Annotated in this window: 10 protein-coding genes; 9 read left to right on the forward strand and 1 reads right to left on the reverse strand. The window is 67.2% G+C overall.

Annotated elements, in window-relative coordinates:
• Positions 1-100 precede the first annotated feature (100 nt).
• The 7 genes from dhaL to AC1DBQ_RS15630 all read left to right on the forward strand — a co-directional run bounded on the left by dhaL (position 101) and on the right by AC1DBQ_RS15630 (position 6,727).
• Positions 101-1,867 (forward strand): dihydroxyacetone kinase subunit DhaL, encoded by a 1,767-nt coding sequence (dhaL, locus tag AC1DBQ_RS15600; protein WP_476929370.1) that lies wholly within the window; start codon positions 101-103, stop codon positions 1,865-1,867.
• Complete coding sequence (locus AC1DBQ_RS15605; protein WP_476929371.1) at positions 1,864-2,346, forward strand: ribose-5-phosphate isomerase; 483 nt, start codon at positions 1,864-1,866, stop codon at positions 2,344-2,346. The genes dhaL and AC1DBQ_RS15605 overlap by 4 nt, the downstream gene beginning before the upstream one ends.
• 2 nt (positions 2,347-2,348) lie before the next feature.
• On the forward strand, positions 2,349-3,371 hold the full coding sequence (locus tag AC1DBQ_RS15610; RefSeq protein WP_476929372.1) for a 3-hydroxyacyl-CoA dehydrogenase family protein: 1,023 nt from the start codon (positions 2,349-2,351) through the stop codon (positions 3,369-3,371).
• A gap of 37 nt (positions 3,372-3,408) precedes the next feature.
• Positions 3,409-4,176: an SDR family NAD(P)-dependent oxidoreductase gene (locus AC1DBQ_RS15615; RefSeq protein ID WP_476929373.1), complete on the forward strand. Its 768-nt coding sequence runs from the start codon at positions 3,409-3,411 to the stop codon at positions 4,174-4,176.
• A gap of 12 nt (positions 4,177-4,188) precedes the next feature.
• Entirely contained in the window at positions 4,189-4,317 is a 129-nt protein-coding gene (locus tag AC1DBQ_RS15620; protein WP_476929374.1) for a hypothetical protein, read from the forward strand.
• A gap of 141 nt (positions 4,318-4,458) precedes the next feature.
• On the forward strand, positions 4,459-5,808 hold the full coding sequence (locus tag AC1DBQ_RS15625; RefSeq protein ID WP_476929375.1) for an MFS transporter: 1,350 nt from the start codon (positions 4,459-4,461) through the stop codon (positions 5,806-5,808).
• Between the two features lie 61 nt (positions 5,809-5,869).
• On the forward strand, positions 5,870-6,727 hold the full coding sequence (locus tag AC1DBQ_RS15630) for a triose-phosphate isomerase family protein (protein ID WP_476929376.1): 858 nt from the start codon (positions 5,870-5,872) through the stop codon (positions 6,725-6,727).
• Between the two features lie 213 nt (positions 6,728-6,940).
• Here AC1DBQ_RS15630 and AC1DBQ_RS15635 read toward each other — a convergent pair whose 3' ends face one another.
• On the reverse strand, positions 6,941-10,567 hold the full coding sequence (locus tag AC1DBQ_RS15635) for a TM0106 family RecB-like putative nuclease (RefSeq protein ID WP_476929377.1): 3,627 nt from the start codon (positions 10,565-10,567) through the stop codon (positions 6,941-6,943).
• A 240-nt stretch (positions 10,568-10,807) separates the two neighbouring features.
• On the opposite strand from AC1DBQ_RS15635, the gene AC1DBQ_RS15640 reads away from it, so the two are divergent.
• Together AC1DBQ_RS15640 and AC1DBQ_RS15645 are read left to right on the forward strand one after the other, a co-directional pair.
• The gene (locus AC1DBQ_RS15640; RefSeq protein WP_476929378.1) at positions 10,808-11,413 is read left to right on the forward strand and encodes an SOUL family heme-binding protein; all 606 of its coding nucleotides are present in this window, start codon (positions 10,808-10,810) and stop codon (positions 11,411-11,413) included.
• A 15-nt stretch (positions 11,414-11,428) separates the two neighbouring features.
• Positions 11,429-13,948 (forward strand): Tex family protein, encoded by a 2,520-nt coding sequence (locus AC1DBQ_RS15645; protein ID WP_476929379.1) that lies wholly within the window; start codon positions 11,429-11,431, stop codon positions 13,946-13,948.
• Positions 13,949-14,258 lie beyond the last annotated feature (310 nt).

Consider the following 14,258-nt stretch of genomic DNA (forward strand, 5'->3'; position numbering starts at 1 on the left):
GACCTGGCGCCCGGTGCGGCCGTCTAGCCAATTGGGGGCGGCCGCACCACCCCGTTTCACCCCAGATCCACTTCTCCAACACGGATTCAATGAGGAAACCATGACCCAGATCTTCGACAACCCCGCTGACTTTGCGGATGAGGCACTGGACGGCTTCGTGGCAGCCAACCGCGGCTACGTGGCCCGTGTCGACGGCGGCGTCGTCCGCTCCACCGAGGTCCCGGCCGGGCAGGTCGCCCTGGTAGTCGGCGGCGGCTCCGGGCACTACCCGGCATTCGCCGGCCTCGTCGGGCCGGGACTGGCCACCGCCTCGGCCTGCGGCAACATGTTCGCCTCGCCCGCGGCCGGCCAGGTCTACCGGGTAGCCAAGGCGGCCAACGCCGGCGGCGGCGTGCTGCTGAGCTACGGCAACTACGCCGGTGACGTCCTGCACTTCGGCCAGGCCCAGCTGCGCCTCAACGCCGAAGGCATCGAGACCCGCAMCGTCCTGGTCACCGACGACATCGCCAGCGCCCCGCTGGACCAGATCGAGAAACGCCGCGGTATCGCCGGGGACCTGACAGTCTTCAAGATCGCCGGCGCCGCCGCGGAAGCGGGACTGAACCTGGACGACGTCGAACGCCTGGCCATCCGCACCAACTACCGCACCCGCTCCCTCGGCGTCGCCTTCGACGGCTGCACCCTGCCCGGCGCGGACGCGCCGCTGTTCTCCGTCCCCGCCGGGCACATGTCCCTCGGCCTGGGCATCCACGGCGAACCCGGCATCTCCGACCACCCCATGCCCACCGCCTCGGAACTGGCCGACCTCCTGGTCAGCAAGCTCCTGGCCGACAAGCCGCACGATGCCGGCACCCGCGTGGTCGCGATCGTCAACGGCCTGGGCACCGTCAAGTACGACGAGCTCTTCCTGCTCTACGGAAAGATCGAGAAACTCCTCACCGCCGCCGGGCTCACCGTGGTGGAGCCCGAATGCGGCGAACTCGTCACGAGCCTGGACATGTCCGGTCTCTCTMTGACCCTGCTCTGGCTGGACGAGGAACTCGAGCAGTACTGGGCCGCCCCGGCCGACACTCCGGCGTTCCGCAAGGGCAACCTGGCGCCTCGGGCCCGCCGCCAACCCGCCGGCCCGGAAGCCGAAACGGCCGCCGACGTCGAACGCCCCACCCCGGCAGCGGCAGCCCTCGGGCGGCTGGCCGCAGAGCTCCTCGATCAGGTGCGCGAGGTCGTCGTCGAGCATGAAGAAGAGCTGGGCCGGCTGGACGCCATCGCCGGCGACGGCGACCACGGGATCGGTATGCGCCGCGGCGTCGATGCGGCCGTCGCAGCGGCCCGGCAGGCAGCCGCCAACGACGGCGGTGCGTCAGTTGCGCGGATCCTGACCGCTGCGGGGGAGGCCTGGAGCGAACGCGCCGGCGGCACCTCCGGCGCCCTCTGGGGCTCCGCGGTCATCGCGGCCGGGCTGGCCCTGGGCAACCGGKACAGCTACAGCGGCGAGGACGCGGCGGCCGCGGTCACCGCCTTCACTGACGCCATCACCGAGCTCGGCAAGGCCGAGTTGGGGGACAAGACCATGGTGGACGCCCTCGTGCCGTTCCGGGACGCCTTTTTCACGGCGTTCGACGCCGGCACCCCAGTGGCTGCCTCGCTCGCCGCAGCAGCGGAAGCCGCCACCGCCGCCGCGGAGGGGACCGCCGGGCTGCGTCCGCTCAAGGGCCGGGCCCGCCCGCTCGCCGAAAAGAGCCTCGGCCACCCCGACCCCGGCGCGGTGTCCTTCGCCCTCATCGCGACGCGGATCTCTGCACACATTTCCCCTACTGGAACCCTGCTCGCCAACCCCGAGCCGGCGGAACAAGGAGCACAAGCATGAGCACAGCAACAGGCTGGCGCGTGGTCATCGGCAACGATGAGGCCGGCGTCGAATACAAGAACGCGCTGAAGGCGCTGCTCGAAGCCGATCCCCGGGTTGCCTCCGTCCAGGACGTAGGAGTCGGCGCCAACGACTCCACCGCCTACCCGCACGTGGCCGTCGACGCGGCCCGGAAAGTCGCCGACGGCGACGCCGACCGGGCGTTGCTGATCTGCGGCACCGGCCTGGGCGTGGCGATCGCGGCCAACAAGGTCCCCGGCATCCGGGCCGTCACCGCCCACGACGCCTACTCCGTGGAGCGCTCGGTCCTGAGCAACAACGCCCAGGTCCTCACCCTCGGCCAGCGCGTCATCGGCCTGGAACTCGCCAAGAAKCTCGTGAGTGAATGGCTGGGCCACCACTTCGACGAAAACTCCTCCTCCGCCGCCAAGGTGGACGCCATCTGCTCTTACGAGCCCGACTACACGAAGGCAGTCTGACCATGACCGAATCAACAACCAACGCCCCGGTTTCCGCAACGAGCACAGCACCGGACACCGCAGGCGCCATCAACGCCGCCCGCAAGATCGCCGTCGTCGKCTCAGGCTACATGGGCGGCGGGATCGCGCAGGTGCTGGCCCTCGGCGGCGCACGCGTCGCGCTGGCGGACGTGTCCGCCGAAGTGGCGCAGAAGAACTACGAGCGGTTGCTGACGGAATCGGACGAATTCGTTGCCGCCGGGCTGTTCCCGCAAGGCTCCACGGAGCTCCTGAAGGAGAACCTGTGGCCCGCCCGAGACATCGAGGAAGCCGTGGCCGACGCCGACTTCATCGAAGAGGCCGTCCCCGAGGTCATCGCGATCAAGCACCAGACCCTGGCCCGGATCAGCGCCGCCGCCCGCCCGGACGCCATCATCGGATCCAACACCTCCACGATTTCCATCGCGGAGCTGTCCGAGCCCGTCACCAACCCGGAGCGGTTCCTGGGCGTGCACTTCTCCAACCCATCCCCGTTCATCCCCGGCGTCGAAGTCATCCCGCATGCCGGGACCTCGGCGGCCACGGTCGGCGCGGTCCGCGACCTGGTGCACGCCGCCGGGAAGCAGACCGCCGTCGTCAAGGACGTCACCGGGTTCGTGCTCAACCGGCTGCAGTACGCACTGTTCCACGAGGCGGCCCAGCTGGTGGAGCAGGAAATCGCGACGGCGGAAGACATCGACACCCTGGTCCGCACCACGTTCGGCTTCCGGCTGCCATTCTTCGGACCGTTCGCCATCGCCGACATGGCCGGACTGGACGTCTATAACTTCTGCTACAAGTCCCTTCAGACCGACTTTCCCGAACGCTTTGCGACGCCGAAAATCCTCACCGACCTGGTGGAAGCCGGCAAGCTGGGCACCAAATCCGGCGCAGGCTTCCTCAACGTCCCGGCCGAGCGCACGCCGGCGCTGATCGCTTACCGGAACAAGGCGTACGTGGCCATGCAGCAGCTGCTGGAGGACCTCGGTCCCGCCCCCATCAACTGAACCCACTTCMTCTTTCGCACTCTTCAGGAGCATTCCCATGAGCATTTTCCCCGCCGAACGCACGGCAATCGTCACCGGCGCCGTGTCCGAGCGCGGCATCGGCCGCGCCACTGCCAGCTACCTGGCGGCGCAGGGCTGGAACGTCGGCATCATTGACCTCGACGACGCCCGCTGCAAGGCAACGGCCAAGGAACTGGCCGCGGAGCACGGCGTCAAGGCCTACGGCGCGGGCGCCAACGTCGGGGACGAGGCATCGGTCCGTGCCGCCATCGACGAGATCGAAGCCGAGCTGCCCCAGATTGTGGCCCTCGCCAACGTGGCCGGCGTCAGCTCGCCGGTCCCGTACCTGGAACTCGACGCCGCCGAATGGGACCGGGTGCTCAGCATCAACCTCAACGGTGTCCACTACGCCACCCGCCGCGTGGCCGAGTCCATGGTCAAGAGCGGAATCGGACGGATCGTCAACATCTCCTCGGTCTCCGCCCAGCGCGGCGGCGGCACCTACTCCAAGACACCGTATTCGGTGGCCAAAGCCGGCGTGATCGGCCTGACCCGGTCCACCGCGCGGGAACTGGGCCCCTACGACATCACCGTCAACGCCATCTCCCCGGGCCCCATCGACACCGACATCATGGGCGGCACGCTCAGCGAGGAACGCAAAGACGAACTCACCAAAGACCTCGTGGTCAACCGCGTCGGTTCCACCCGGGACATCGCGGCCGCCATCGCCTTCCTCATCAGCGAGGACGCCKGCTACATCTCCGGCCAGACGCTGAATGTGGATGGCGGACTCTACATGCACTAAGGAAGTAGTCCCGTGGCACATCACAGCAAGACTGCCGCTCCCGCCCGATTCGCGAGCTGGAGCAAAGGGCGGAAGATTTATCTCGCCGTCGGGATCCTGGCCTGCCTGGCCGGAATCCTGATGATGGCCTTATCCCGTTAGCCGGCGCTTCGCCCGCTCGCTTCACCCATCTGCTTTGTACGTCTGTTTTGCACCTCTGCGTCACCCACCCGCTCCATCTGCACGTTCGACCTGTTCTACCTTCCTGATCTACTCAACTGACTCACTCAATGAGGAGTTTTGATGTCCGTAGCAACAACCTCCACCAGGGATCTCCTGGAGACGCCGGTCMTGAAATCGGCCATCTCCAAGGCCTCCCGGCGGCTCATGCCGATGCTCGTCATCCTGTACGTGGTGGCGTTCCTGGACCGCACCAATGTGGGCTTTTCCGAGGCGGCCCTCGGAGTGGACAAGGGCATTAGCGCCGGCGCCTTCGCCTTGGGCGCCGGGATCTTCTTCATCGGCTACGCCCTGTTCGAAATTCCGAGCAACCTGCTCCTGACCAAGTTCGGGGCCAAAGTGTGGCTGGCCCGCATCGCCATCACCTGGGGCATCGTCTCCGCCTGCTTCGCGTTCGTGCAGGGCGAGACGTCCTTCATCATCCTGCGCTTMCTGCTGGGTGTGACCGAGGCCGGGCTCTTCCCGGGCGTCATCATGTTCCTGGCCGCGTGGTTCCCCAACAAGGTCCGGGTCAAGATGTTCGCGATCTTCTACCTCGCGCAGCCCTTTTCCCAGATGATGGGCGCACCGCTGTCCGGCTGGCTCATCAACATCGGCGACCAGGTCCCCGGCGTCCAGGGCTGGCAGGTCATGTTCTTCGTCGAAGGCATGCTGGCCGTCCTGGCCGGTGTCGCGGCGTACTTCTTCCTCATCAACAGCCCGCAGGACGCCAAGTTCCTGGAGAAGGRCGAGAAAAAGGCGCTTCTGGACGTCATGGCCCTGGAAGACGGCGTCAAGGAAGAGACCGGCCCGCGCGGTGTGCTKGCCGCCATGAAGAACGGCAAGGTCTGGTACTTCACGGTCATCTACTTCTGCCTGCAGGTMGCCGTCTACGGCGTCACGTTCTACCTGCCTCAGCAKGTGGCGCAGCTGACCGGGCAAAAGGTGGGCCTCGCCGTCGGACTCATGGCCGCAATCCCATGGTTCTTCGGCATCTTCGCCTGCTACTTCATCGGCAAGGCGGCCAACACGGTAATCCGCCGCCGGGTCTGGGGCACCGGGCTCTTCATCTCCACTGGACTGTGCATCTTCGGCTCGGCCTGGGCCGGCGCCAACCACATTCCGGCCCTCGGCATCATCTTCATCAGCCTCGCTGTCTGCAGCTTCCTGTCCATCGGTCCCATCGCGTGGTCCTACMCGACGGCGTTCCTGACCGGAACTGCGGCAGCCGCAGGCATTGGCCTGATCAACTCGCTGGGCAACCTGGGCGGCTTCGTCGCCCCGATCCTGCGGACCTCCGTCAACCAGATCACGGCGTCCGACACCGGAACCATGGGTGTCTATGCCCTGGGTGTTCTTCCGTTCCTGGCCGCGGTCATGATGTTCGCAACCAAGAGGTTCAGGAACAAGGCCGACGAGCTGCTGGAGCAGTAACCGGCTTCGACGTCGCAGCACCCAAGACCGCAGTCCCTGGACCCACCAGAAAGCACCCGCAATGCAGCAGCCTTCCAGCCGCCAGACTTCCCGCCAGAGCATCCTGGTGGGCGTCAGCACCAAGATGTACCTGGGCTACCGGGACAGCCTGGCGTGGCTGGAGCAGTTGCGGAATGAAGTGGATGCCCGTCCGGCCCTTGCGGCCGGGCGGGTTGTCCCGTTTGTGATTCCGTCCTTCCCCGTCCTGCCCGCGGCAGCCCGGATGCTAGAGGGGTCGCCGCTGCTGCTCGGGGCGCAGAACTGTGGCTGGGCCGACGGCCCGTGGACCGGGGAAGTGGCTCCGTCCATGCTCGCGGAACTGGGCGTCCGCCTCGTGGAAATCGGCCACGCCGAACGACGCCGGCACTTCGGCGAAGACGACGCCATGGTGGCCCTCAAGACCCGGGCAGCCGACGACGCCGGGCTTATGCCCTTGCTGTGCGTGGGGGAGACCGAGGCCGGGGAGTCGGCTGCCGCGGCGGACTACGTGTACGGCCWGATCGCATCGGCCGTCGACGGCGACTGGAACCGCGCCGGCCGATTGGTGGTGGCCTACGAGCCCGTCTGGGCCATCGGAGCGGCCGAGCCAGCGGCCGCGGCCTACGTGTCCGACGTCGTCCGCAGGCTCCGCGGGCGYCTCGCCACGGCCGGGRTTCCTGAGATTGCGGTCATCTACGGCGGTTCGGCCAAGCCCGGTCTGCTGCCRATGCTCGAGGGTGTCTCCGGCTTGTTCCTGGGTCGCTTCGCGCACAACCCCGCTAACTTCGGGCGCGTGCTCGACGAGGCACTGCTGCTCGCGGGCGCCCGCGGGACATGTCCAGCCCTGACCGMGAACGATGGACATGATGCGTTAATGTCCCTTGGTGAAGGCAATGAATGAGCATGTTCCATGAAGACGCGGGTCAAGAATGAGCATGTCCCACGCAGCAACGGCCTGTGAATGAGCATGTTCCCCGACATGGCTAGCGAAGCGTGAGCATGTCCAGCCCTGACAGCGAGCGATGGACATGATGCCTTGATGTCCCTTGGTCAGGGCAAGGAATGCGCATGTTCCATGAAGATGCGGGTCAAGAATGAGCATGTCCCCTTGGAGCTAGGCGCGCACTGACCTTTGGCACAGGCCGATGAACCGACCCAGCTGTTCCAGGCCCTCGGGATGGGTGGGGAGATAGTTGGTCAGCTCCGGGGCGCGGACAATGACCGCACGCCACTGCCCGCGGGATACCGCCACGTTGATCCGGTTGGTCGAGAGCAGGAACTCCATGCCCCGGGGCGCCTCCGCCACCGCCGAACAGGCCATGGACACGACCGCCACGGCGGCTTCCTGGCCCTGGAACTTGTCCACGGTTCCCACCTTCACACGCAGCAGCCCGGCAGCATTGAGGGCCTCCCGGATMAGGTTGACCTGCGCGTTGTAGGCCGCCACMACGAGGACGTCGGTTTCAGCCAACGGCCGGGTGCCGTCCTCCGTGTGCCAACTGAGGCCCACATGCCGCTGCACCTGCCGGACTACTTCGTCAGCCTCCTCGCGCGAGGACGTGACGTTACCCTGGTGCTCGACCATCACCGTTTCGATACCCGCGGCAACACCGTCCAGGCGCCGGGCGTCGGCGGCCGGTGCCGAGACGAGCCGTCCCTCGTAGGAGAGTTCGGACACGGCCCAGCACAACGGTGACGTCATCCGCCATGAGTCCGCGAGGAAGTATCCGAGTTCAGGCGGCAGGGTGGCGTGACCGGCGGAGATCCAGCCGAGGGCCGAGTCGTCGACCGGCTMAGGGTRTGAACCCTGGCTGACCTGGGGAAGCTGCTGGGGGTCGCCGAGCAGCAGGAGCCGGCTGCTGGCCTGCGCCACGGCGAGGGTATTGGCCAGCGAGAACTGGCCGGCCTCGTCGATCACCAGCAGGTCGAGCGAGCCACGCGGCACGGTGGCCCCGGTCATGGTCCACGCGGTGCCTCCGATGAGGGCGCCGCCAGGGGACTCGAGCAGCCGTGCCACATCCTGGGCGGAACGCTGATTCCAGGGCAGCGGATCCCGGTGCTTGACGTCTTTCGCGACCCGGGCGGGATCGACGCCGGCCTTCGTGACCGCGGTCCGCAGCAGGTTTTCGACCACCGCATGCGACTGGCCGACGACGCCAACCTTCCACCCTTGCGAGACGAGCCGGGCGATCACGTGTGATCCCACATGGGTCTTGCCCGTCCCCGGGGGCCCTTGGACCGCCACGTAGGAATGGTCCAAGGCCCCGACGGCCTCCGTGATGGCGTCAACGAAGCGTTCCGGGCCCTGTCCCGGCGCCGGCAGGGGCGCCCCCGAGACAAGCCGCGKAGGCACTCTGCGCACGAGGTCGAGGGCTGGATGCTTTTCGAACCGGCTGGCTCCGGGACGGGAAGCGCGCAAACCCGCCGCGACGTCGTCGGCCAGCGCCGCCAACGCCTCTTCAAGATTCTTGGTGGCGATGGGCTGGTCTTCGGTCAGCGCCATCGGCAGTTGGGCGTACGGCTCGATGTTCCTCTTGAGCTTGTCCCGGATGATGACCGTGTCCCGGCCGTCTTCCTCGCCAAGTTCCAGAACTTCCGTGCCGAACCAGCCGTTCCGGCCGGTCCCGTTGATGCCAGTGCCTGCGAGTCCCGCGGGGAGCGGGGGCTCGTACATGCGGAACCAGATGCTGCCTTCACGCAGATCCGAGCCGGCGGTCACGGTGCCGATCAGTTTCACCCTGCGTTCGGGCAGCTTGGTCCCGTCCCTCCACCAGTCCTCGAGGGCCACTGCCTCCTCGACCAGGAACACGTTGCGGTCCTGCGGGTGGCGCGCGTCCGGTCCGTTCTCGCACCGGTCGAAGTGCGCCCACCAGAACGCCTTGCGCTCGCGACGGTGGTAGCTCACGGCCGCAGCGAGGATGGCGACCGCTTGTCGATCCGCGTCCGGCAGCCCCGATCCGGGCTCGAGAAACTCGGCCAGGGCAAGCTCAGCGGGTCCGAGGTCAGCATCCGCCTCGGCGGGATCGGCGGGGGCAGGAAGTTCGGCCGGGACCACTGCCGCTCCGGTGCCCTGTCCGGCGCGCCGTCCGATCCCGCGCTCCCGGGCCAGGCCCAGGAGCCAGTTCCGCAGCTCCAGCGTGGACAGGCAGTCGTATTCGTTGTAGTCAGAGATCCCGGCGAGGATTCTGGCTGCCTCTTCGGGCTGATCGGAGTCGCGGGCCTCGCAGAACTGGGCGTAGGCAACAACCGAGGCTCCGGCGTCTTTCACGTCCCCGGAGCGCAGGTTTGTCCCCATATACAGCGGCTCGAGCTTCTTGATGCTGTAGGAGTTCTCGGAAATCCGGATGCTGTTCCGGACGGTTTGGTAGAGGTCCACCAAAAGCCCCTCGCGCAGCCAGCGGTCGACGGTGTCCTCGCCGGCCACGTGCATCACGGAGAGCTTGCGGAGGGCGGTCTTCTCATAGGCGGCATAGTGGTAGACGTGCATATCCGGGTACGTCTGCCGGCGTTGCTCCACATAGTCAAGGAAATCCAGGAACGCCTGCTTCTCGGCCTCCCGGCTGTGCGCCCAGATGGGCCGGAATACCCCGGGGCCGCCGGGCCCCGTCGGTGCTTCGATGACGCCGAACAGGTACTCCAGCCCCCAGACCCCCGTGGCGCTTTCCTGCCAGAGGGGGTCGCCCTCAAAATCGAAAAAGATGTCGCCCTCGCAGGGCGATGGCAGTTCCGCCAGCGCATTTTCCGGAAGCACCGCAAAGCGGATGATGTGCTCTTCGCCGTCCTTGACGTACCGGACTTCTCCGTCGGAGGCGCCAACGCCGCTTTGMATTCGGGCCTGGTCCTGGAGGCGAAGCAGTGCGCTGTTCGCCCCGGGAAGGTGTGCCTCGGCGAGCTCCTTGACCGTAAAGATTTTCCGTTCGTGCAGTGCCTTGCGTTGTGCGGAGTTCATCCGCGCCACGAGGAGGAGATCATCGGTGGCCTTGACCATCTCCTGGCAGTAATCGCACCGGCCGCAGGCGGTCAGCCCGGGCGCACCCCATTGCGCGGTGTTGGGCTGCCCCATATGCGCAGAAGTCAGCGTGAGGAAGCGCTCGCGCCTCTCCAGGAACACCGGCAGGATCTMCGCAAGTTTGTGGTGGCTGCGGACGTAGTCGAAGCCGCCGCCCGGGAGCGGGACGGTGGCGCCGAGAACCAGGGTGACTGAAGGATCCGGTGTGATGCCGGCCTTCAGGAGTTGGTCCCCGTAGGCCGCCAGTTGGAGCAGGGCCGTCACCTTGGCATGGCGTGCCAGTTTGGTGTCGAAGACGGCGTAACTTCCGTCCGGCTGCCGCACCAGGAAGTCGGAGCGGCCATGGAACTGGCCGTCGAAGAAGGCTGCTTGGAAGACGACGTCGGCGCCCGCCCGCAGTGCCTCGATGGACTCGGCGTGCTTGGCCGCCAAGGTGGCGCGATCCATGCTGTCGGCAGGAGCGACGTCGTACACGCCGCGTCCGGTGGCCGGATCCCAAGGGCCGAACTCTTCGATAAAATCCGCGAGGACCCTGCGCTCGTGGACGTCGCCCAGCTTGGCGGCGTGTTCGAGCATCTCGTCGACGCCGAAGTCGGGTTTGGGGGAGMGGCCCAGCTTCTCGTCGAGCTTGCGGAGCAGTTGGTACTCGCAGCTTGCAGCCACCACAAGGTCGCTCGCGGAGTAGGCCAGATCCGGTGATGATCCCGGCACTTCAGGTTCAAGGAAAAACACTGTGCCCCCGTTGTTGCTGCGCTGAAGTTGGATTGGGCCTTGCAACTGATTAGATCCGGCATGAACTGAGTCCCGCCCTCTGTTGTTCAAGCTATCAAAGACCCCCGACAAGTAAGCAGGAAGCACGGGCAGGGACCTCGGCAGCCGGCAGCCGGCAGCCGGGATCMGGCAACCAGGAGGCTGTGAAGAGGCGAGGTACCCCTGTCTCCTGTCGCAGGTTCGGCGTAGGGTCTGAGAACTATGACAGAACAGCAACCCTACGAGCTGGTCMGGCGATACGCGCACTTCGAGTTGCGCCGCTATCCTGCGCATGTTGTGGCCGAGATCCAGGTCAACGCGACGTTTGACCGGGCCGGGAATGCCGCCTTCCGGCACCTGTTCAACTACATCACCGGCAGCAATACGGCCCAACAGAAGCTGGCCATGACGGCCCCGGTGATCCAGGAGCTCGGTCCTTCGCAGAAGCTGGCGATGACCGCCCCGGTGCTGCAGAGCGGTCCGCTGCCGGGAAGCAAAGATCCTGCTGATTTTGTGGTGGCCTTTGTGCTCCCCGCCGGATTGACGGCGGRGACCGCCCCGGTCCCGGCGAACCCCGACGTCAAGGTGCGGGCCATTCCCGGGTCCGTGGCAGCTGCTCTTCGGTTCACGGGCAGCGGGTCGGAAGCTGCCTTTGAACGGCACAACACGGGCCTCCAAGCAGCACTGGTGGTCGCCGGGCTGACGGCCGTGGGGCCACCACGGTTCGCCCGCTTTGATCCGCCCTTCAAACCGTGGCTCCTGCGCCACAACGAGGTTGTTCAGGACGTGCAGGAGCCTGTTACCCCGCCGGCCGAATCAGGCCGCTGACCCGCGTAAKGCAAAATGGACAGGGTGACCCAACTCCCGCAGCGCCCCGCCTCACCCGCCTCCAGCCCGTCGCCCAAGACCGCGTCCCCGCAGACCCAGGAATCGGGCATCGCCGCCCAKATCGCGGCCGAGCTCGGCGTGCAGGCCTGGCAGGTGAAGGCCGCCGTGGACCTGCTCGACGCCGGATCCACCGTGCCCTTCATCGCCCGGTACCGCAAGGAAGCCACCGGGACGCTGGATGACACCYAGCTGCGCGATCTGGAGGAGCGGCTGCGCTACCTCCGCGAACTTGAGGACCGGCGTCGGACCATCCTCGAGGCGATCGCCGCGCAGGGGGCGCTGACCCCGGAACTGCAGGCCGCCGTCGTCGGGGCCGAAACGAAGTCGCGGCTCGAGGACATCTACCTCCCGTTCAAGACCAAAYGGCGCACCAAGGCGCAGATCGCCCGCGAAGCCGGGCTGGAGCCGCTCGCCGACGCGCTGCTGAAGCGCCCGGAGCTGGACCCGGAGCGCGAAGCCGCCAAATACCTCAACGCCGAACATTCGATCGGGGACGCCGCCGCCGCGCTGGCCGGTGCCCGCTCCATCCTGGTCGAGCGTGTGGCCCAGGATGCGGACCTGGCGGAGTCGCTGCGCGAACGGCTCTGGACCCAGGGCCGGATGGTGTCCCGGGTCAAGAAGGGCAAGGAGGCCGAGGGCCAGAAATTCAAGGACTACTTCGAGTTCTCCCAGCAGCCGTCCGGGATGCCCTCGCACCGTGTTCTCGCGCTGTTGCGCGGCGAAAAGGACGGCGTGCTGGAGCTCGATCTCGCCGAAGCCGCACCGGACGACGACGCCGCCCTCACCGCGGCGCGCGGCCGTTACGAAGCCGCCGTGGCCAGGTTCCTCGGGGTCGCTKACCGTGGCCGGCCCGCCGACGCCTGGCTGCTGCAGACGGCCCAGCTCGCGTGGCGCTCGCGGATTCTGGCCCGGCTGACGGCCGACCTGCGCAGCCGGATGTTTGCCGCCGCCGAGGACGAGGCCGTGCGCGTGTTCGCGGCCAACCTGCGCGATGTACTGCTCGCCGCACCTGCCGGGAACCGCGCCACCCTGGGCCTGGACCCGGGACTGCGGACCGGTGTGAAGGTCGCAGTGGTCGACGGCACCGGCAAAGTGGTTGCGACGGACACGATCTACCCGCACGCCCCGGCCCGGAAATGGGACGAGGCGCTGCGGACCCTCGTGGGCCTGGCGAAGAAGCACGGCGTCGAACTCGTCGCGATCGGCAACGGCACGGCGTCGCGGGAGACGGACAAACTCGCCGGCGAACTGATCAAGCAGCTGGGCACCGGATCAGAAACCAAACCGCAGAAGATCGTGGTGTCCGAGGCGGGAGCATCGGTCTATTCGGCATCGGCGCTCGCTGCCGCCGAGCTGCCAGGCATGGACGTGTCCCTGCGGGGAGCCGTCTCGATCGCCCGGAGGCTGCAGGACCCGCTCGCTGAGCTCGTGAAGATCKAACCGAAGTCAATCGGCGTCGGGCAGTACCAGCACGACGTCACGGCCGCGAAGCTGGACCGCAGCCTGGACGCCGTCGTCGAGKACTGCGTKAACGCGGTGGGCGTGGACGTCAACACGGCCTCGCCGGCGCTGCTGAGCCGGGTGGCCGGCGTCGGACCCCTGCTGAGCGAGAACATCGTGGCCTACCGGAACGAGCACGGCCCGTTCGCGAAGCGCAGCGAGCTGAAGAAGGTCCCGCGGCTTGGCGCCAAGGCGTTCGAGCAGTGCGCCGGCTTCCTGCGGATCACCGGGGGAGCGGAGCCGCTGGATGCCTCCAGCGTGCACCCGGAGGCCTACCCCGTCGCCCGGAAGATCAAGGCGGCAGCGAAGGCCGGCCCGGCCTCCGCGTTGAACCCGCAGGACTTCGTGGACGGATCCTTCGGCCTGCCCACGGTGCAGGACATCATCGCCGAGCTCGAGAAGCCCGGCCGTGACCCCCGTCCGGCCTTCGCGGCGGCGGCGTTCTCGGAAGGGATCGAGAAGATCTCGGACCTCAGGCCCGGCATGGTGCTGGAGGGTACCGTGACCAACGTGGCGGCATTCGKCGCATTCGTGGACGTCGGCGTGCACCAGGACGGGCTGGTGCACGTGTCTGCGCTCGCCAACCGGTTCGTCTCCGACCCGCGCGAAGTGGTGAAGTCCGGGCAGGTGGTCCGGGTCAAGGTGCTGGAAGCCGATCCGGAGCGGAAACGCATCTCCCTCACACTAAGGCTCGACGACGGACCGACAGCTTCCGGCGGCAGCGCACCCTCGTCCAGGGGCCGGGCAGGCAACGGTCCCGGCACGCCTAAGCCTGACGCTTCGCGGGCAGTTCAGCCACGGCCAGCCCAGCCGCGGGCCGGTCAGCCCCKGAGTGGTCAGCAACAGGCAGGTCAGCAGCAGGGCAGGCCGCAACAGTCCCAGCMGCAACCGTCGGCCTCCCAGCCGAGGTCCAYGCCGTCGCCCGTCAACACCGCGATGGCGGAGGCGCTCCGAAAAGCAGGCCTCGGCAAGTAGCCGCACCCGGACGCTACTGCCATGCACTCAGTTACCGCTCATCGCTGAAGAGCTACCGCTCGGCGCATAAATAGTACGTTTGCTGACGATCTGCACCATGATTGCCGGAGGCAACGGTCTGCGTGAGTGACCCTTCGCCTCAGTGTGCTGGAGACCGACGTCGTTGACGAGCAGGGGGAACATTTATGGGCTGGCTGGACCGCGAACGAACCATCGCACCGCCGGGATTCAACCGGTGGCTCGTGCCGCCTGCGGCGCTCGCCGTGCACCTGTGCATCGGCCAGGCGTACGCGACGAGCGTCTATAAGAC

It is taken from the genome of Arthrobacter sp. 10T413_2, from assembly GCF_056394205.1.